Source organism: Streptomyces sp. HSS9-12 (genome assembly GCF_054963655.1).
In genome coordinates this window covers 77,030-91,722 of record NZ_JBUEGC010000008.1, presented here as the reverse complement: position 1 = coordinate 91,722, position 14,693 = coordinate 77,030, and the positions used below count along the sequence as shown (strand labels likewise).

General features: G+C 70.4%; 11 protein-coding genes. 3 read left to right on the top strand and 8 right to left on the bottom strand.

Going from position 1 to position 14,693, the window contains the following annotated elements; translation table 11 throughout:
• Positions 1-429: 429 nt before the first annotated feature.
• The 4 genes from ACY34J_RS06525 to ACY34J_RS06510 all read right to left on the bottom strand — a co-directional run bounded on the left by ACY34J_RS06525 (position 430) and on the right by ACY34J_RS06510 (position 5,116).
• Positions 430-2,775 carry a glycoside hydrolase family 65 protein gene (locus tag ACY34J_RS06525; RefSeq protein ID WP_462725685.1) on the bottom strand — a complete coding sequence of 782 codons (2,346 nt, stop codon included), beginning with the start codon at positions 2,773-2,775 and terminating at the stop codon, positions 430-432.
• Positions 2,772-3,515 (bottom strand): beta-phosphoglucomutase family hydrolase, encoded by a 744-nt coding sequence (locus ACY34J_RS06520; RefSeq protein WP_462725684.1) that lies wholly within the window; start codon positions 3,513-3,515, stop codon positions 2,772-2,774. The genes ACY34J_RS06525 and ACY34J_RS06520 overlap by 4 nt, the downstream gene beginning before the upstream one ends.
• A 396-nt stretch (positions 3,516-3,911) precedes the next feature.
• Positions 3,912-4,475: a zf-HC2 domain-containing protein gene (locus ACY34J_RS06515; RefSeq protein ID WP_462725683.1), complete on the bottom strand. Its 564-nt coding sequence runs from the start codon at positions 4,473-4,475 to the stop codon at positions 3,912-3,914.
• Positions 4,472-5,116 carry an RNA polymerase sigma factor gene (locus ACY34J_RS06510; protein WP_462725682.1) on the bottom strand — a complete coding sequence of 215 codons (645 nt, stop codon included), beginning with the start codon at positions 5,114-5,116 and terminating at the stop codon, positions 4,472-4,474. Before ACY34J_RS06510 ends, ACY34J_RS06515 begins: the two co-directional genes overlap by 4 nt.
• Positions 5,117-5,522: 406 nt before the next feature.
• On the opposite strand from ACY34J_RS06510, the gene ACY34J_RS06505 reads away from it, so the two are divergent.
• Positions 5,523-6,752, top strand: coding sequence for a cation:proton antiporter (locus tag ACY34J_RS06505; protein ID WP_462725681.1), 1,230 nt, complete (start codon positions 5,523-5,525; stop codon positions 6,750-6,752).
• A 64-nt stretch (positions 6,753-6,816) separates the two neighbouring features.
• Here ACY34J_RS06505 and ACY34J_RS06500 read toward each other — a convergent pair whose 3' ends face one another.
• A complete protein-coding gene (locus tag ACY34J_RS06500; RefSeq protein ID WP_462725680.1) occupies positions 6,817-7,299 on the bottom strand; it encodes an alcohol dehydrogenase catalytic domain-containing protein in 483 nt (160 codons plus the stop codon).
• Between the two features lie 96 nt (positions 7,300-7,395).
• On the opposite strand from ACY34J_RS06500, the gene ACY34J_RS06495 reads away from it, so the two are divergent.
• Entirely contained in the window at positions 7,396-7,953 is a 558-nt protein-coding gene (locus ACY34J_RS06495; protein WP_462725679.1) for a serine/threonine-protein kinase, read from the top strand.
• On the opposite strand, the gene ACY34J_RS06490 is transcribed toward ACY34J_RS06495, so the two are convergent.
• The 3 genes from ACY34J_RS06490 to ACY34J_RS06480 form a co-directional block, all read right to left on the bottom strand.
• Positions 7,940-9,229, bottom strand: a complete 1,290-nt coding sequence (locus ACY34J_RS06490) for an SWIM zinc finger family protein (protein WP_462725678.1) — start codon at positions 9,227-9,229, stop codon at positions 7,940-7,942. The genes ACY34J_RS06495 and ACY34J_RS06490 overlap by 14 nt on opposite strands.
• Entirely contained in the window at positions 9,226-12,144 is a 2,919-nt protein-coding gene (locus ACY34J_RS06485) for a DEAD/DEAH box helicase (protein ID WP_462725677.1), read from the bottom strand. Before ACY34J_RS06485 ends, ACY34J_RS06490 begins: the two co-directional genes overlap by 4 nt.
• A gap of 355 nt (positions 12,145-12,499) precedes the next feature.
• Positions 12,500-13,171 carry a CBS domain-containing protein gene (locus ACY34J_RS06480; RefSeq protein ID WP_462725676.1) on the bottom strand — a complete coding sequence of 224 codons (672 nt, stop codon included), beginning with the start codon at positions 13,169-13,171 and terminating at the stop codon, positions 12,500-12,502.
• A gap of 529 nt (positions 13,172-13,700) precedes the next feature.
• On the opposite strand from ACY34J_RS06480, the gene ACY34J_RS06475 reads away from it, so the two are divergent.
• Positions 13,701-14,579 carry a universal stress protein gene (locus ACY34J_RS06475; RefSeq protein WP_462725675.1) on the top strand — a complete coding sequence of 293 codons (879 nt, stop codon included), beginning with the start codon at positions 13,701-13,703 and terminating at the stop codon, positions 14,577-14,579.
• The last annotated feature ends 114 nt before the right edge of the window (positions 14,580-14,693 follow it).

The window sequence follows — 14,693 nt, the reverse complement described above, 5'->3', positions numbered from 1 at the left end:
GCTCCGCCGCCTTCGTGCTTTCGACGGATGTTCTCCACTGGTGCACTGCGTCGGCGAGCCTGGCCCAGGAGGCCGGAGTAAAGCCCCGGCCGCGCGATCAGGCAGGTCACCGATTCGGGAGGACCGCCATACCAGGCAGATGCTTTGCTTGGCCGAGCGCGGGTCATCTCGCTCACCCGCTCTTATCAGCCTAGGTTGGCCGGGACCCACCCTCAACTCCTGACGGAATCCTGCCATCTCATCCCGGCATTCCGTTACCGAACCACATCCGCGTGACCCGCCAACGCATTCACGCGCCGGGCCGGAGACTGCCGGCCGGCTGCGGCAGCGCGCAGAGCAGCGGTGGTCCACCGTCGTCGCCCACCACACGTGCGCCGACGACGCCATCAACTCCAGGTCATGCTGTCCGCCGCGCGCCGGGCTGTCCGTTCAGTGGGGGCGCTCAGGGCGGCGCCCTGGCGGTTGGGTGGGTTCTGGCAAGGCAGTTGGCGGCTTGACCGCGCGAGTCTGCGGGGTGCCGCGGGATACTGTCACGGGCTCCCCGCAGTGCCGGATCTGCATCGGTTCTCCAGCCACCAGGACGTACGAGGCCTGGGAGTCGGTGATCTCGACCCGTAGGCACCGCTGCCGTGCTTGCACCGAGAAGGCGAGCCGGCTGAGCTTCTCGGGCAGCCTGGGGGCGAAATGCAGGGTTCCCTCGCGGTAGCGCATGCCCCCGAAACCCGCGACCAGCGCGATCCAGGAGCCAGCCACGGAGGCGATGTGCAGGCCGTCGCGGGTGTTTCTCTCCAGATCGTCCAAGTCCATCAGCGCGGCTTCACTCAAGTAATCGTAGGCCAGGCGCAGATGGCCGACCTCGGCGGCCATGACGGCTTGGACGCACGCCGACAAGGAGGAGTCACGGACCGTGAGCGGCTCATAGTAGGCGAAGTTCCGAGCCTTGTGGTCCTCTTCGAAGGCGTCGCTCCGCAGGTACATCGCCAGCACAAGGTCCGCCTGTTTGACGACCTGCTTCCGGTACAGCTCGAAGTATGGAAAGTGCAGCAACAGCGGGTAGTGCTCGGGCCGGGTGTTGGCGAAATCCCAGACCTGGTGGCGGGTGAAGCCCGCTGACTGCTCGTGGATGCCCAGCGCGCTGTTGTACGGGACGCTCATCGCCTTGGCGGCATCCCGCCAGGCGGTGGTCTCCTCCGCGTCGACGCCGAGAGCCGTGGCTTGCTCCGGGTGGCGCTCGGATGCGTCGGCGGCGGCCCGCAGGTTCGTCTGGGCCATGAGATTGGTGTAGACGTTGTCGTCCGCGAGCGCGCTGTACTCGTCCGGTCCGGTGACGCCATCGATGTGGAAGCGGCCGTGGGAATCGTGGTGGCCGAGGGAGTGCCACAAGCGGGCCGTCTCCACCAGCAGCTCCACACCGGTCTCGCGCTCGCAGTCCTCGTCGCCGGTGGCCGAGACGTAGCCCACGACGGCATCGGCGATGTCGGCGTTGATGTGGAAGGCCGCAGTCCCGGCCGGCCAGTAGCCAGAGCATTCCGCTCCGTCAATGGTGCGCCACGCGAAGGTCGCGCCCTTGAGACCCAGCTGGCGGGCGCGGGCGCGCGCCGCCGGCAGGGTGTCCTGGCGCCAGCGCAGCGCGTCGGCGACGCAGCGCGGATGGGTGAAGGTGAGCAGTGGCAGGACGAAGGTCTCGGTGTCCCAGAAGGCGTGCCCGTCGTATCCGGAGCCGGTCAGACCCTTGGCTGGGATCGCCCGCTGCTCGGCCCGGGCAGCGGCCTGCAGCACGTGGAAGAGCGCGAAGCGGACGGCCTGCTGGATCTCCGCGTCGCCGTCGACCTCGACATCCGCGTGTCCCCAGAAGTCGTCCAGGAACGCTCGCTGCTGATTGACGAGCCTCTGCCAGCCGGTGCCGCGCGCACCGGCGAGCGCGGCCTCCGCCTGATCCCGCAGGGCCGGCAGCGAGCGCACCCCGGACCAGCCGTAGGAGACCAGCTTCTCCAGCCGGAGCGTCTCGCCAGGCTTGAGGTCGGTGATGACGGTGAGCCGACCGACGTCGTCCCCACTCTCGCTGGAGGTCTGCGTGGACGCCGGGCCCTGCACGACGTGGTCGGCTGCAACCGCGATCCGCAGGTTGCTTCCGGCAGTGCAGTGCACAAGGCGCAGCCGCATACCCTCCGCGTGGTGCTCCTCGGACCGTAGCGGTGACTCCAGCGCGGCAGCGACCCGGGGGTCGCCGCTGAGCTCGGGCAACGGCTCGTTGGCGACGAGTTCCGACTGGATGACGAGTCCTACCTCGTCGTCCAGCGGCTCCACCTCGTAGACGATCGCGGCGATGGCCCGATGCGTGAAGGAGACCAGGCGGGTGGAGCGCACGCGGACGGTCTTGCCCGCCGGCGAGGTCCACTCGCACACGCGGTGCAGAAGCCCGCTGCGCAGATCGAGCACTCGTTCATGGGTGCGGAGGCGACCGTAGCGCAGGTCGAACTGCTCGTCATCGACCAGGAGGCGGATGAGCTTTCCGTTGGTGACGTTGATGACCGTCTGGCCGGACTCCGGATAGCCGTATCCCGCCTCCGCGTACGGCAGCGGATGCAGCTCGTACACGCCGTTGAGGTACGAGCCGGGCAGGCCGTGCGGCTCGCCCTCCTCGAGATTGCCTCGCCATCCGATGTGTCCGTTGGACAAGGCGAAGACCGATTCGCTCTGCGCCAGGACGTCCCAGTCGAGCCCGGTCTCGCGCACGCGCCAGGGCTCGACCACGTAGGCGGAATGGGTGATCACGTTCTGTCCTCCAGCAACTCGGCGAGGTCCTGCACGACGATGTCGGCACCGTGCCGACGTAGCGCGTCCGCCTGGCCGACGCGGTCAACGCCCACCACGTATCCGAAGCGGCCCGCCCGGCCGGCATCCATGCCGGCCAGGGCGTCCTCGAAGACGGCCGCTGCCTCCGGTTCGACGTCGAGGTCGTGTGCGGCCTCGAGGAAGGTCTCGGGGTGTGGCTTGCCGGGAAGCTTGCGCTCGGCGGCGACCACGCCGTCGATCCGCACATCGAACTGCTTCTCCATGCCGACCGAGACCAGGATGTCGTGGCAGTTGGCGCTGGAGGAGACGACCGCCGTGCTGAGCTTGGCCGCACGTACTGCCTCGATGTAACGGACGGACCCCGGGTAAGCCTCGACGCCCTGCGTGTGGATCTTCTCCAGCAGCAGGGTGTTCTTGCGGTTGCCCAGGCCGTGCACGGTGTCCAGCTCCGGAGGGTCGTCGTCGGCTCCCTCAGGAAGCTCGATGCCGCGCGAGGCCAGGAAGGCCCGTACACCGTCGGCGCGCGGGCGCCCATCGACGTACTCGTCGTAATCGGCGACCGCGTCGAACGGCCGGAAGCCGGGTCCCTCCCGGCGCAGCAGGAAGTCGTCGAAGGTCTGCTTCCAGGCGGCGGCGTGAACGACCGCGGTCTTGGTCAGCACCCCATCCAGATCGAACAGGCAGGCTTGCATAGCGTCCGGAAGACCCATCTTTGTCATAGCTTGCGAGTGCCCGCTCACTCACCCCCCCATCCCCACCAGTCCACAAACAGCAAAATGACGGGGCGATACGCCGCACGCTGCTCCCGCCGGCGGTGTTCGCCGTATGCCGCCTCGGGGGCCGTCCAGCGACGGTCACGCACCCGCGGCCTGCGCCTGGACGAGGCGGTGGCTGATCACCGAGGAGGCGGCCTTGGTGCTCTTGGTGTCGCATCGATGGACCGGCACAACACTCGGGCTACCGATGGCACCCGTTCTGCTTCCCGCTCGTCCCGCAAGGACGGTACTCCCCGTAGCCCGAGTGAACGATCGGCCGCCGCCTGATCAGGGCACCCGTCCGCTCAAAAGAGACCGTGCCACGGAGGTCCTCGACCGTCGGTGGTTGCGCGTGGACGGCTACGTGCGAGCAGCTTGCGGCTCGTCGGCTCGCACGATGGTGGCGAGCACGTCGTTGAAGGCTTCGGTTGAGGTGGGGTGGTTGTAAACGGCGTCGCGGAGTTCGGCGGCTTTGACGCCGTGCCGCATGGCGAGCGCGACGGTGTTGATGATTTCCTGCGCGTCGACGCTGAGCAGGGCGGCGCCGAAGATCTCGTCGGTGTCGGCGTCGATGACGAACTTCATGACTCCGCGGGTGTCCTCGACGATGTACGCGCGGGGCATCGCGATGATGTCAGCGACGGGCTGGCTGGCGATCTTCACTCGATGACCGGCCGCGCGGGCCTCCTTCTCGGCACCTCCGTAAGTCCCACGGCAGCACCAACACTTCGAGGCCGCAACTTGCGCCGCTGGGCATCGACGTCGGTCCCGGCCCCGGGCCCGGCTGGCGTCCGGGCCACGCTCTTGCTGCCCGTGCCGTCGCTGAGGCAAGCGGCGCCGCGTCGGTCCGTCCAGCGTCCCCTCCAGGTAGTCGGTGACCAGCTCGACGAACTCCTTGCAGGTCAGCTCCTGGGTGCCGGTCACCGTACTTCCATCGCGGCAGAACCGAAGTACTCCTCGACGGCGGCCCGTAGCCTCGCCCTGGCCCGGTGAAGCAGGACCCGCTGGTTGACCTCTGTGACTTCCAGCATCCGGCAGGTCTGGTCCGCTGTGTAGCCGTTGATGTCCCGCAGTTCGATCACTGCGCACTGCCGGGGCGGCAGTCGGCGCAGCTCTGCGGCGAGCAGGTGTCGCGTCTCCCGGGTCAGCACCTCGCTCTCAGGAGTGGGCTGCCAGCGCCGCGGGAACACCTGCCAGTAGTCGGGCCACTGGTTGTCAGGCCCTCGGAAGCGGCCAGGGTCGAGCGGACTGCGGGCATCTGCGTCGAGATCAGCCGTGGGTACCGTCCGGTGTTCGCGGGAGCCGCAGGTCTTGGCCTTGTTCAGCAGAATGTGGAAGACCCAGGTCCGCAGTGAGGACTGCTGCTCGAAGCGGTGCAGGCCACGCAGCACCGCAAGCCAAGTCTCCTGGACGACGTCTTCCGCCGACTGGACCGTGGTCACATGCGTCCTCGCCACGCGAAGCATCTGCGGCGACCAGGAGTCCATCAGCAAGGCGAACGTGTCCTCGTCGCCGTCCAGGAGCCGCTGGACGATCACCGTTTCGCCGGCGACATCGGTGACCACGCGACCACCTCCTGCGGTCCCGTCCCACCGATCGACCCCTGGTGACCCGGCCGATGGCGGAACAGCCGCGTGCCTCGGGACCTCTCGCCCCACGCTACCCGCGGCTCTCTGTCGCGTCCTGTCGTGATCAAGGCCCGGAGTGTGTGAGCGGCGGCGTAACGCTTGTCCCGCGTCGGGTGACTACAGGAGAGCCGATTCGTACGCGAGGAGCCGACATGGACGACGTAGACGTGATTGTGGTCGGGGCGGGGCGGGGCCCGCTGGAGAGACCGCGGCCGGCCGGTGTGCCGACAACGGCCTGACGGTGGCTGTGGTAAAGCTGCGGCACGCGGTCCCCTCCTTCCCGACGGTCAGCGAGGTGTGGCTGCACCTGCTGGAGGAGTACGGCGTGTAGGGGGTGCCTGCGGTGCCGGATGTGTCCCTCGTCAACCTCTTCGCCGTCGTCCTGATCGCGCTGCTGGCTCCGCTGCTGCTCGGCCTCGCTCCCCGGGTGCGCATCCCGGCGGTGGTGCTGGAGATCGCCGCGGGCATCGCCTTCGGCCCTGCCGGTCTCGGCTGGATCCGGGTCGATCTGCCGGTCCAGATCGTGGCCCTCCTCGGTCTGGCATTTCTGCTGTTCCTGGCCGGTCTGGAGATCGATGTGCACCGGCTGCGGGGACGCCTGCTGGGATACGCGCTGCTCGGTTACGTGGTCACGCTCGTCCTCGGCACGGCCGCCGGGGTGTCCTTCCGCCTGACCGGGTGGGTACAAAGCCCGCTGCTGATCGCGGTAGCCCTCTCGGCCACATCGCTGGGACTGGTCGTTCCGGTCCTCAAAGACGCCGGCCATACGGACAGCGAGGTGGGGCAGACCACGATCGCGGCCTCCTCGGTGGCGGAGTTCAGCGCGGTGGTGCTGCTGTCGCTGCTCTTCTCCACCTCGGGCGGCAGCACCGGCGCCCGCGTTGTGCTGCTGATCGCCTTCGCCGCCCTGGTGGCCGTCTCCGCACTGGTCGTGGTGCTGGCGGACCGCTCGATGCGGCTCAGTGACGTGCTGCTGCGCCTGCAGGACACCACCGCCCAGATCCGGGTCCGGGCGGCGGTCGTACTGCTCGTCGGGTTCGCAGCGCTGGCCGAGAGGTTCGGTCTGGAGAGCATCCTCGGGGCGTTCATGGCCGGTGCGGTCATCGGCCTGGTGGACCGGGACTCCGCCACCCACCCACACTTCCGCACCAAGCTGGAAGCCATCGGATACGGCTTTCTGATTCCGGTGTTCTTCGTCGCCAGCGGCCTGCGCCTGGATCTTCGCGGGCTGGCTGAAAGCCCCTCGGCACTCCTGCGGGTTCCGCTGTTCCTGCTGGCCCTGCTGGTCGTACGCGGCGCCCCGGCACTGCTGTACCGGCGCTCGCTGGGGAGCCGGTCCTCGCTGGCCGCGGGGCTGCTGCAGGCCACCTCTCTGCCGCTCCTCGTCACGGCTGCGCAGATCGGAGTCGCGGTGGGGCTGATGAGTCCTGTCACCGCCGCCGCCCTGGTCTGTGCCGGGCTGCTGTCCGTTCTGCTGTTCCCCGCGGTCGCGCTGGCGGTGCTACGCGGATGCGAACAGGCACCACCCACACGGTCGGAGAAGCGCCCATCGGGTATGGGCGAGGCCACGTGAGGGCCGCCCCCGGTGGGGCCGCTGGTATGACGCAGTCCACGGGCCGCCCCGCTCTGCTGTCGGATCACGGCTGGCCGATCTCGACGAAGACTTTGATCGCTCCACGGGTACGGCGCGGCTGCCAGACCTTGAGCCGGCGCTGGATCTCGTACGCCTCCAGGATGCCCTTCTCCGCGACGCTGGTCGGTTCCAGCAGTACCGCCACATGCTGCAGGCCCTGCGGGATGCGGATGAGGTAGCGCGGCTCCTCGACGTAGTACTCGGTCAGGAAGCCGTGGACCCGGCTGATGCCGTGCTCGTAGTAGGCGTCGTCGGTGGTCATGTCCGGGGTGTCGATCAGGTCGTACAGGCTGCTGCCTGCCCGCCGCACCCGGGCCACGACATGGTCGCCGGGTTTGAACTCGGTGACGGCGCCGCCGACCTCCTCCACGATGCCGAGACTTTCATGGCCGGTGATCAGGACGTCGTAACCGTCGGGTGCGGCGCCGTACTCGCCGGCGTGGATCTCCTTGTCGGTGCCGTCGAGGCCCAGGCGCAGGAGGCGCACCAGTGCCGCCTGCAGCTGGCGCCCAATTGCCGGCCGTCGGGCCGACGGCAGCCGCAACGCCGGTAGAGACGACCGCGCTCGGGAGGACAAGGAGCCATGATGCTCACCTCCGGTGGGGCAGTGCGCGGCTCCACGGTGGCCCGGCCAGCACTGGCGTACCGGGGCCCGCTGCGGGTGCTGCGGCCCGACCTGCCCGAGACACTGGAGCCGCTCGTACTGCATCTGCTGCGCAAGGCGCCCGAGAAGCGGCCCACCGACACGCAGGAGGTGTACGAGCGGCTGCTGCCGTTCCTCCCTCCGGCCGGTAAGGACCCGTCCCCGGCCGAGGCCGGATCCGTCGGCGCACCCGACCCGACCGGCGTGTTCCGCCACCCGTACGCCCCCCGCGCCCGTACCCAGGCGCCCGCGGTCGCCGACCCGCCGCCCTCGCACAGCCCGGCAACCGCGCAGCCGTTGCCCGTCCCCGCCCAGTTGCGTGAGGACATCAAGGCGGCGTACGCGCACTCCGACGATCTGCTGGACGAGGAACGCTTCGCGCAGGCGGCCGAGGTTCCCGGTGAGGTCATCGATACGCGCCGTACGCGGGGCGCGTACAGCCGGAGAGCAACCGCTGGCGCGAGCCGCACGACGTGGCCCTCTGTCAGTCGGCTGTGAGCAGGTCCGTGAGGACGGCCGCGGGGTCGCTGTCGGCGTGGCCGGTGGGCCACCAGTGTCCGTCCTGCTTGCGGTACGGGTACCAGCGGCCGTCGCGGCCGTAACGGAGCTGGGCGTCCTGGCCGACGATCGTCCACCGGTTGCGGGTGGTGCGCAGGGCCGGCGGGTTCTCGCCCTCCCAGGCGGCCTCCAACTGCCGGCGGGCGCGAACGAGGTCGTCGGGGGCGGGGGTGAAGTCCTCCTCAAGTACGGCGAGTCCTTCGGCACCGCCGTACCGCCAGGCCCGTACCGCCTTGGCGAGGACGTGCGGCGGGCGGCCGGAGGCGTGGCACAGGCGCATGAAGGCGTGGATGCCGGGGTCGGTGGCTGCCCAGCGCACCGTGTCGTGCCACTCCGACAGCTTCAGCGGCTGTGGTGCGGGTGGCCTTGTCCCGGGGCAGAGGGCTTCGGTATACCCGCGCAGGGCGCGGGCGGCGGCGTCGGCGGCGAGGAGTACCAAGGCCTCGGGGTCGATGCCGGGCGCCGGGGCGGTGCTGCCGGTCAGTACCGGGACCGGGCCGGGGCGCTCGGGCGCTGGGGGAAGTGGCGGTGGGGCGGGGAGCCCGGAGCGGGCGCGGGCGAAGGCGTCGCGGGCGAGGAGGCCCTCGGGTTTTCGGCCGGCCGGAGTGGTCGCTGTGGCACCGTGCTCGGCGTTGCGCTGTTGCAGGTCTTCGAGGAGCTCGGCCTCCGCCCGGCCGCGTACGAGAAACAGTGCGAAGGGGGTGGTGTCCAGCAGCCGGGCGAACTGGTAGCACACGGCGGCGGCGTGCTTGCAGGGATGGCCCCAGTCGGGGCAGGAGCAGGAGTAGTTGAACTCGTGCGGGCGGGGGAGGAGTCCGGCGTTCGCCTGCCGGGCCGCATCGGCGACCGCCTCGGGCAGCTCCCGGTCCAGCAGGGCCGCGATCTGCCCGGCCTGAGCGGCGATGGCCTCCAGCAGCCGGTCCCACGCGGCGTCGTCGAGGACCGGCAGGGCCACCTCTGTGCGGTACGGGGTGCGGCGGCTGCCGCTGACCCGGGCCTCGATCCGCCCCGGGGTGACGGTCATCGCGCCTACGGCGCCGGAGCGGGCATAGGTGCGGCCGCGCTGCAGGCGGCCGGTGCCCGCGCCGGGGGACTCCAGCGCGCGCACCCATGCGTTGCCCCACCAGGTATGCGCGAACGACCGGCTGCCGAGGCGCGGTTCGAGTGCCGGCACGGTCAGGGTACGGGTGCCTGCGGTGGTGCGGCGGGGGCTCATCGACTGCTCCGGTGCAGGGCGACCAGGTCGGCAAGCTCATCGTCGGACAGCTCGGTCAGGGCGGCCTCGCCGGAGCCGAGCACGGCATCCGCCAGCCCCTTCTTCCGCTTCATCAGCTCGGCGATGCGCTCCTCCACCGTGCCCTCACTGATGAGCCGGTGGACCTGGACAGGCCGGGTCTGGCCGATGCGGTATGCGCGGTCGGTGGCCTGGTCCTCGACGGCCGGGTTCCACCAGCGGTCGTAGTGGATGACATGACCGGCGCGGGTGAGGTTCAGCCCCGTCCCCGCAGCCTTCAACGACAGCAGGAAGACGGGGACTTCGCCGCTCTGGAAGCGGTGGACCATCTCCTCGCGGCGGGCGACCGGCGTCGAGCCGGAGAGCAGCTGGACTCCCACGCCCCGGGTGGCAAGGTGGGTCTCGAGCAGGCGCGCCATCCGCACGTACTGGGTGAACAGCAGCACCGAACCGTCTTCGGCGAGGATCGTGTCGAGGAGTTCGTCCAGCAGCTCCAGCTTCCCGGAGCGGCCGGGGAGCTTCCCACCGCGCTCCTTGAGGAACTGGGCCGGGTGATTGCAGATCTGCTTCAGACCGGTGAGCAGCTTGAGGACCATCCCGTGGCGGGCAATGCCCTTGGCCTCGCGGATCGTGGTCATCGACTCGCGTACGACCGCCTCGTAGAGGGAGACCTGTTCACGGGTGAGGGAGACGGTCCGGTCGGTCTCTGTCTTGGGCGGAAGCTCCGGGGCGATGCCCGGGTCGGACTTCCTGCGGCGCAGGAGGAAGGGCCGTACGAGACGGCTCAACCGGTCTGCGGCCACGCGGGCCGCATCCGTGTCGTCCTGCCAGGCGGCGGACTCGGCGGCGCGGGCGTAGCGGTCGCGGAAGGACTTGAGCGAGCCGAGCAGGCCGGGGGTGGTCCAGTCGAGCAGAGCCCACAGCTCGGACAGGTTGTTCTCGACCGGGGTGCCGGAGAGCGCCACGCGGGCGGCCGACGGGATGGTGCGCAGCGCTTTGGCGGTGGCGGCGGCCGGGTTCTTGACGTGCTGCGCCTCGTCGGCGACCACGAGGGACCAGGGGCCGGCGGCGGCGAGGTCGGCGGCGTCGCGGCGCATCGTGCCGTACGTGGTGAGCACGATTTCGCCGTCGACCAGGTCGTCGAGATCGCGGCCCTCGCCGTGGTGGCGGCGCACGGGGGTACCGGGGGCGAACCGCCCGGTCTCCTGCGCCCAGTTGCCGAGGAGGGAGGCGGGACAGACGACGAGAGCCGGACCAGCGGTGGCGGGGTCGGTCTGCCGGTGGAGGTGGAGAGCGATGAGGGTGATGGTCTTGCCCAGGCCCATGTCGTCGGCGAGGCAGCCGCCGAGGCCGAGCGAGGTCATCCGGTGCAGCCAGTTCAGGCCGCGCAGTTGGTACCCCCGCAGGGTGGCCGACAGCGCGGCGGGCTGGGCCACGCGCGCGTGCCCCTCGCCCTCTGGGTCGGCGAGGCTGTCGCGCAAGGCGGCGAGCCGGCCCGTGGGCCGGACCGGGACTTCTTCGCCGTCGACCTCAAGGGTGCCGGTGAGGGCGGCGGTCAGCCCTTCGAAGGCGGTGAGTTCGCGCCTGCGGTCCCGGGCTTTGCGTACGAGGTCGGGGTCGGCCAGCACCCACTGGTCACGCAGCCGTACGACGGGGCGGTGGGCCTCGGCGAGCGCGTCGAGCTCCTCCTCGGTCAGCTCGCGATCGCCGATGGCCAGCTGCCAGCGGAAGTTCAGCAGCTGCTCAGGCGAGAAGAAGGCAGGGACATCGCGTTCCTGCTGCTCCGGGGGCTCGACGACGGCCCGGGTGGTCAGCTGCTTGGCGAGGGACTTGGGCCAGTGCACCGCGATCCCGGCCGCGCCGAGCCTTGTCGCGGCGTCGCCGAGAAGCGCGGTGGTTTCGTCGTCGGTGAGCTCCAGCTCGTCGGGGACGGCCTGTTCGAGGAGGCGGGCGAGGGGTTCCCACACGCGGGCCGCGCGGCGCAGGGTGAGCAGCGCGTCGACGCGGGTACGGGGGCCGAACGCCTCGCCGGCCGCCCCTGCCCAGACGGCACCGGCGTCGGCGACGAGGGTGGGGTCGGCGAGGCTGTGCAGCTGGACGACGGCGCGGAAGGGTGCGCTCTCCCAGTCGTCGGGCTCGTCGTACGGCACGTCCGCGTCGTACGCCTCCTCGTACTCGGCCAGGTCCGGCAGCTCCAGGCGCAGCGAGACGCGCACGCCCGCGTCCAGCCCGGCGGAGAGCTCCGAGGCCCAGTCGCGCAGCTCCGGCACGTACTGGGGTTCGGCGACCGCGTACGGGGCTCCGCCCGCGACGTACCGCGCGGCCGGGGTGCGCGGCAGGGCGTCGGCGACCGCGTCGAGAAACGCACGCAGCAGTCTGTACGGCTCGTGGACGCGCAGCGGTGTGGCGCCGGGGAGGGGAACGGCATGGGCCTCGGGCGGCATCGCATCTGCCAGCGCCTGCACCCACCGCACGTCCTCGGGGTCGAGCGGACCGAGCCGCCAGGCGTCGATGCCCTCAGCGCTGAGCCCCGGAATCAGCCGCCCGCGGGCGGCGAGCCGCAGCCCGTACAGCGCGGCGGTGCGCCACGCGGTGGTGGCGGGGGAGGCGTCGTCCGGGCGACATCGGGTAAGGACCGGCAGTGCCTCGGCGACGGGCAGCACGACCGCCTTGACGGTGTGGCGGCGCACGCCGACGCCGTGTGGGCGGATCACGGTCAGCTCCTCGAGCGGGCCCGCGTCGTCCGGGAGCTGTCCGCCGGCCGGTGGGTGGAAGGCGACGCGCCCGGCACGCGGCGGGTCGCACGGCAGGAACACCGCGATGCAGGCGGCGAGTGTGCGCACCGTGTCCGGTGGCATCGGCACTCGCGACCCGCCGCCCTGTCCGCTGGGACCCATGCTGTGTTGCCACCGCCTTGCTCGCATGTCTGCCGCGGTTCACCCTATCGGCCGAGCAGGCGGCTTCCGGCCCGTTCGCCTGAGGACTGAGTTCCTAACGGGCGTCAAGTCGGTCGTGGTGGTCCCGGGCTTGGCTTCGTGAGGTGGTGGCAGACGGGCCGGCGCCGCGACCGCATCCCACGCACCGCCACATCCGTCGCCGTGCCGGCCGCCTCACCACCGGTACCTCTCTCGCCCCGCCCCGCCCCGCTCCGCCACCGCTGACCTGGAAGCTGCGATCGCCGCCGGCTCGCGTCTCCCATCCCGGTCGGCACCGCCCCCGTCCCGCAGGGCTGGATCGCCATGGCCCGTCGAGTCACGTCTCGGGCTCGCCCTCGGACGCGGAGCTGAGTTCTGCGTGGACGGTGATCACGCCGTCGACGGCCTGGCACAGCCGCACCACGACCGGGATCATGCTCTCGTTCGGGACGGTGCCGCGGAGGGTCACCACTCCATCAACCGCGGTGACATGCACAGCGTCCTCGGCGATCATCAGGGTCCGCTCGAGCACATCGTGTGTGATCTCATCGTGGATCGCGGTGTCATGGCGAAGGAACACCCGCATCAGGTCGGCACGGCTCACGATGCCGATGAGCCGGCCGGTCTCGTCGATCACGGGGAGCCGCTTGACCTTGTTGCGTTCCATGGCCCGAGCGGCTTCAACGATGCTCCAGTCGGCCCGTGCCGTGATGACCGGGCTCGTCATCAGCCCGGCGGCAGTCTCCGCCTCGGTCCTGGCGAGGGCGTTCGGGGTCAGCCACAACGGTGGGGCGTGCCCTCCCGGTTCCGGCTGGGCCGCCATATGGCGCATCAGGTCCGTCTCGGAGACCACGCCCACCGGGCAGTGTTGGTCGTCCACCACGGGGACCGCGGAGACATCGCTGTCAGTGAGCAGGGCCGCCACGGCCTTGAAGGGTGTATCGGGGCGGGCGCACACGACCTCATGGGTCATCACGTCACGCACGGTGCGGTGCTGCATCGTCGTCATCCCTCCTCACCGTCGGTTTCCCACGGTTCCATCGCGGCAGGTCCGCCCGCCGGGCCGTCGGGATCTGCTCGACCCAGGCGGCACAGGTCGGCGAGGCCTGCGTCTGCGCAAGACGGTAAGACGGTTGAACCAGTTCCGAGCCGGCTCGGTCACCGCCTCGAGCGTGCCGCGTTCCTCGAAGAGGTGGGCGGCGTGCCGGGAACGGCCGTGCGCATGCTCGGGCCCTGCCGCGGGGTGGCTGCTACCCCTTCCACTGTGACTCCTGTGGCCGCAACCTGCAGCGGACCGAGGCGGCCACCGGCGTGGTCCGGTGGTTTTTCTCCCCGCGATGACGGGGACGGGCCCGCGGTCCCAGATGCGAGTGGACCGTTACGACAATGAAATGGACATCGAGGGCACGCTGTACGAAGGAGCAGAGCCCGAGGCGGCAGTGGCCAGTGCACGAGACGTCATGCACGTGGGACGAGTAGGAGGCGAGCATCAGACGCTGTCCGCTGCGCGGTGTATGCGGTAACTCCGAGGAGCTTTCATGGAGACACGCACCGTCAACATTCGGTCGGAGGGGCCGGTGGTGGTGGGCACGGATGGCTCGGCCGAGGCCGAGCAAGCGGTGGTGTGGGCGGCTGAGGAGGCCGCTGTCCGAAACCAACCCCTCCGCATCGTGCACGCCACTGAGATCGACGCCTGGCCGGTCCATCTGCCCGCCGCTGCCGTCGAGCCCATTCTCGAGAAGGCGCGCAGGCTGGTGGACGAGGCGGCGGAGCATGTCTCCCATCAGGTGCCCGGCCTGCAGGTCAGCACCACGATCAGCCGGGACCCGGCCCCGGCGGCTCTGCTGCGGGCGGCCGGGGAGGATGGGACGATCGTCGTCGGCAGCCGGGGCCTCGGCGGATTCTCCGCACTTCTGGTGGGCTCGGTGGGGCTGAAGGTGGCGAGCCGTGCCAGTACACCGGTGGTCGTGGTACGGGGTACCGACCGGCGGCCGACAGGAAGCGTCGTGGTCGGGGTCAAGGACGAAGCGGATCTTGACGCGGTCCGCTTCGCGGCCGATACAGCCAGGCGAAGGAAGGCGTCATTGCGCCTGCTGAGCGCGTGGACGGTCTTCCAATACGCCGAAAGCATGGTCCCCGTGGTCGAATCCGTGCGTACGGTCGCGGAGGCAGAGGCCACGGCAAGCACGCGCCTCATCGATTCCGTTCGTGAGGAGTACCCGGACGTCACGGTGACCGGGGACGTCGTGAAGGTTCCCTCACCGGCCGGAGCCCTGGTCGAGGCGTCCTCCCATGCCGATCTCCTCGTCATGGGCGCCCGCAGGCCCACGCATGCGGTGGGCCTACCACTCGGCCGCGTTACGCACGCCGTGCTGCACCATGCCCACTGCCCGGTGGCCATCGTCCCGCGAGGGTGACCCGGCCGCAGGCGGCGTAGAGGCGGCAGGCCACTACGAGGTACCCACCGTTGGCCTTGCCGCTGATCCAGGCACGCCTGAAACAGCTCTTTCCCCGGCCATGACGGCTCTCCG

Bases quoted from the DNA above. Each gene is read 5' to 3' on its own strand.
- ACY34J_RS06520 (WP_462725684.1), bottom strand. From the start codon at position 3,515: ATGACAAAGATGGGTCTTCCGGACGCTATGCAAGCCTGCCTGTTCGAT.
- ACY34J_RS06495 (WP_462725679.1), top strand. From the start codon at position 7,396: ATGATGCTCACCTCCGGTGGGGCAGTGCGCGGCTCCACGGTGGCCCGG.
- ACY34J_RS06490 (WP_462725678.1), bottom strand. From the start codon at position 9,229: ATGAGCCCCCGCCGCACCACCGCAGGCACCCGTACCCTGACCGTGCCG.
- ACY34J_RS06485 (WP_462725677.1), bottom strand. From the start codon at position 12,144: ATGGGTCCCAGCGGACAGGGCGGCGGGTCGCGAGTGCCGATGCCACCG.
- ACY34J_RS06480 (WP_462725676.1), bottom strand. From the start codon at position 13,171: ATGACGACGATGCAGCACCGCACCGTGCGTGACGTGATGACCCATGAG.
- ACY34J_RS06475 (WP_462725675.1), top strand. From the start codon at position 13,701: ATGGAGACACGCACCGTCAACATTCGGTCGGAGGGGCCGGTGGTGGTG.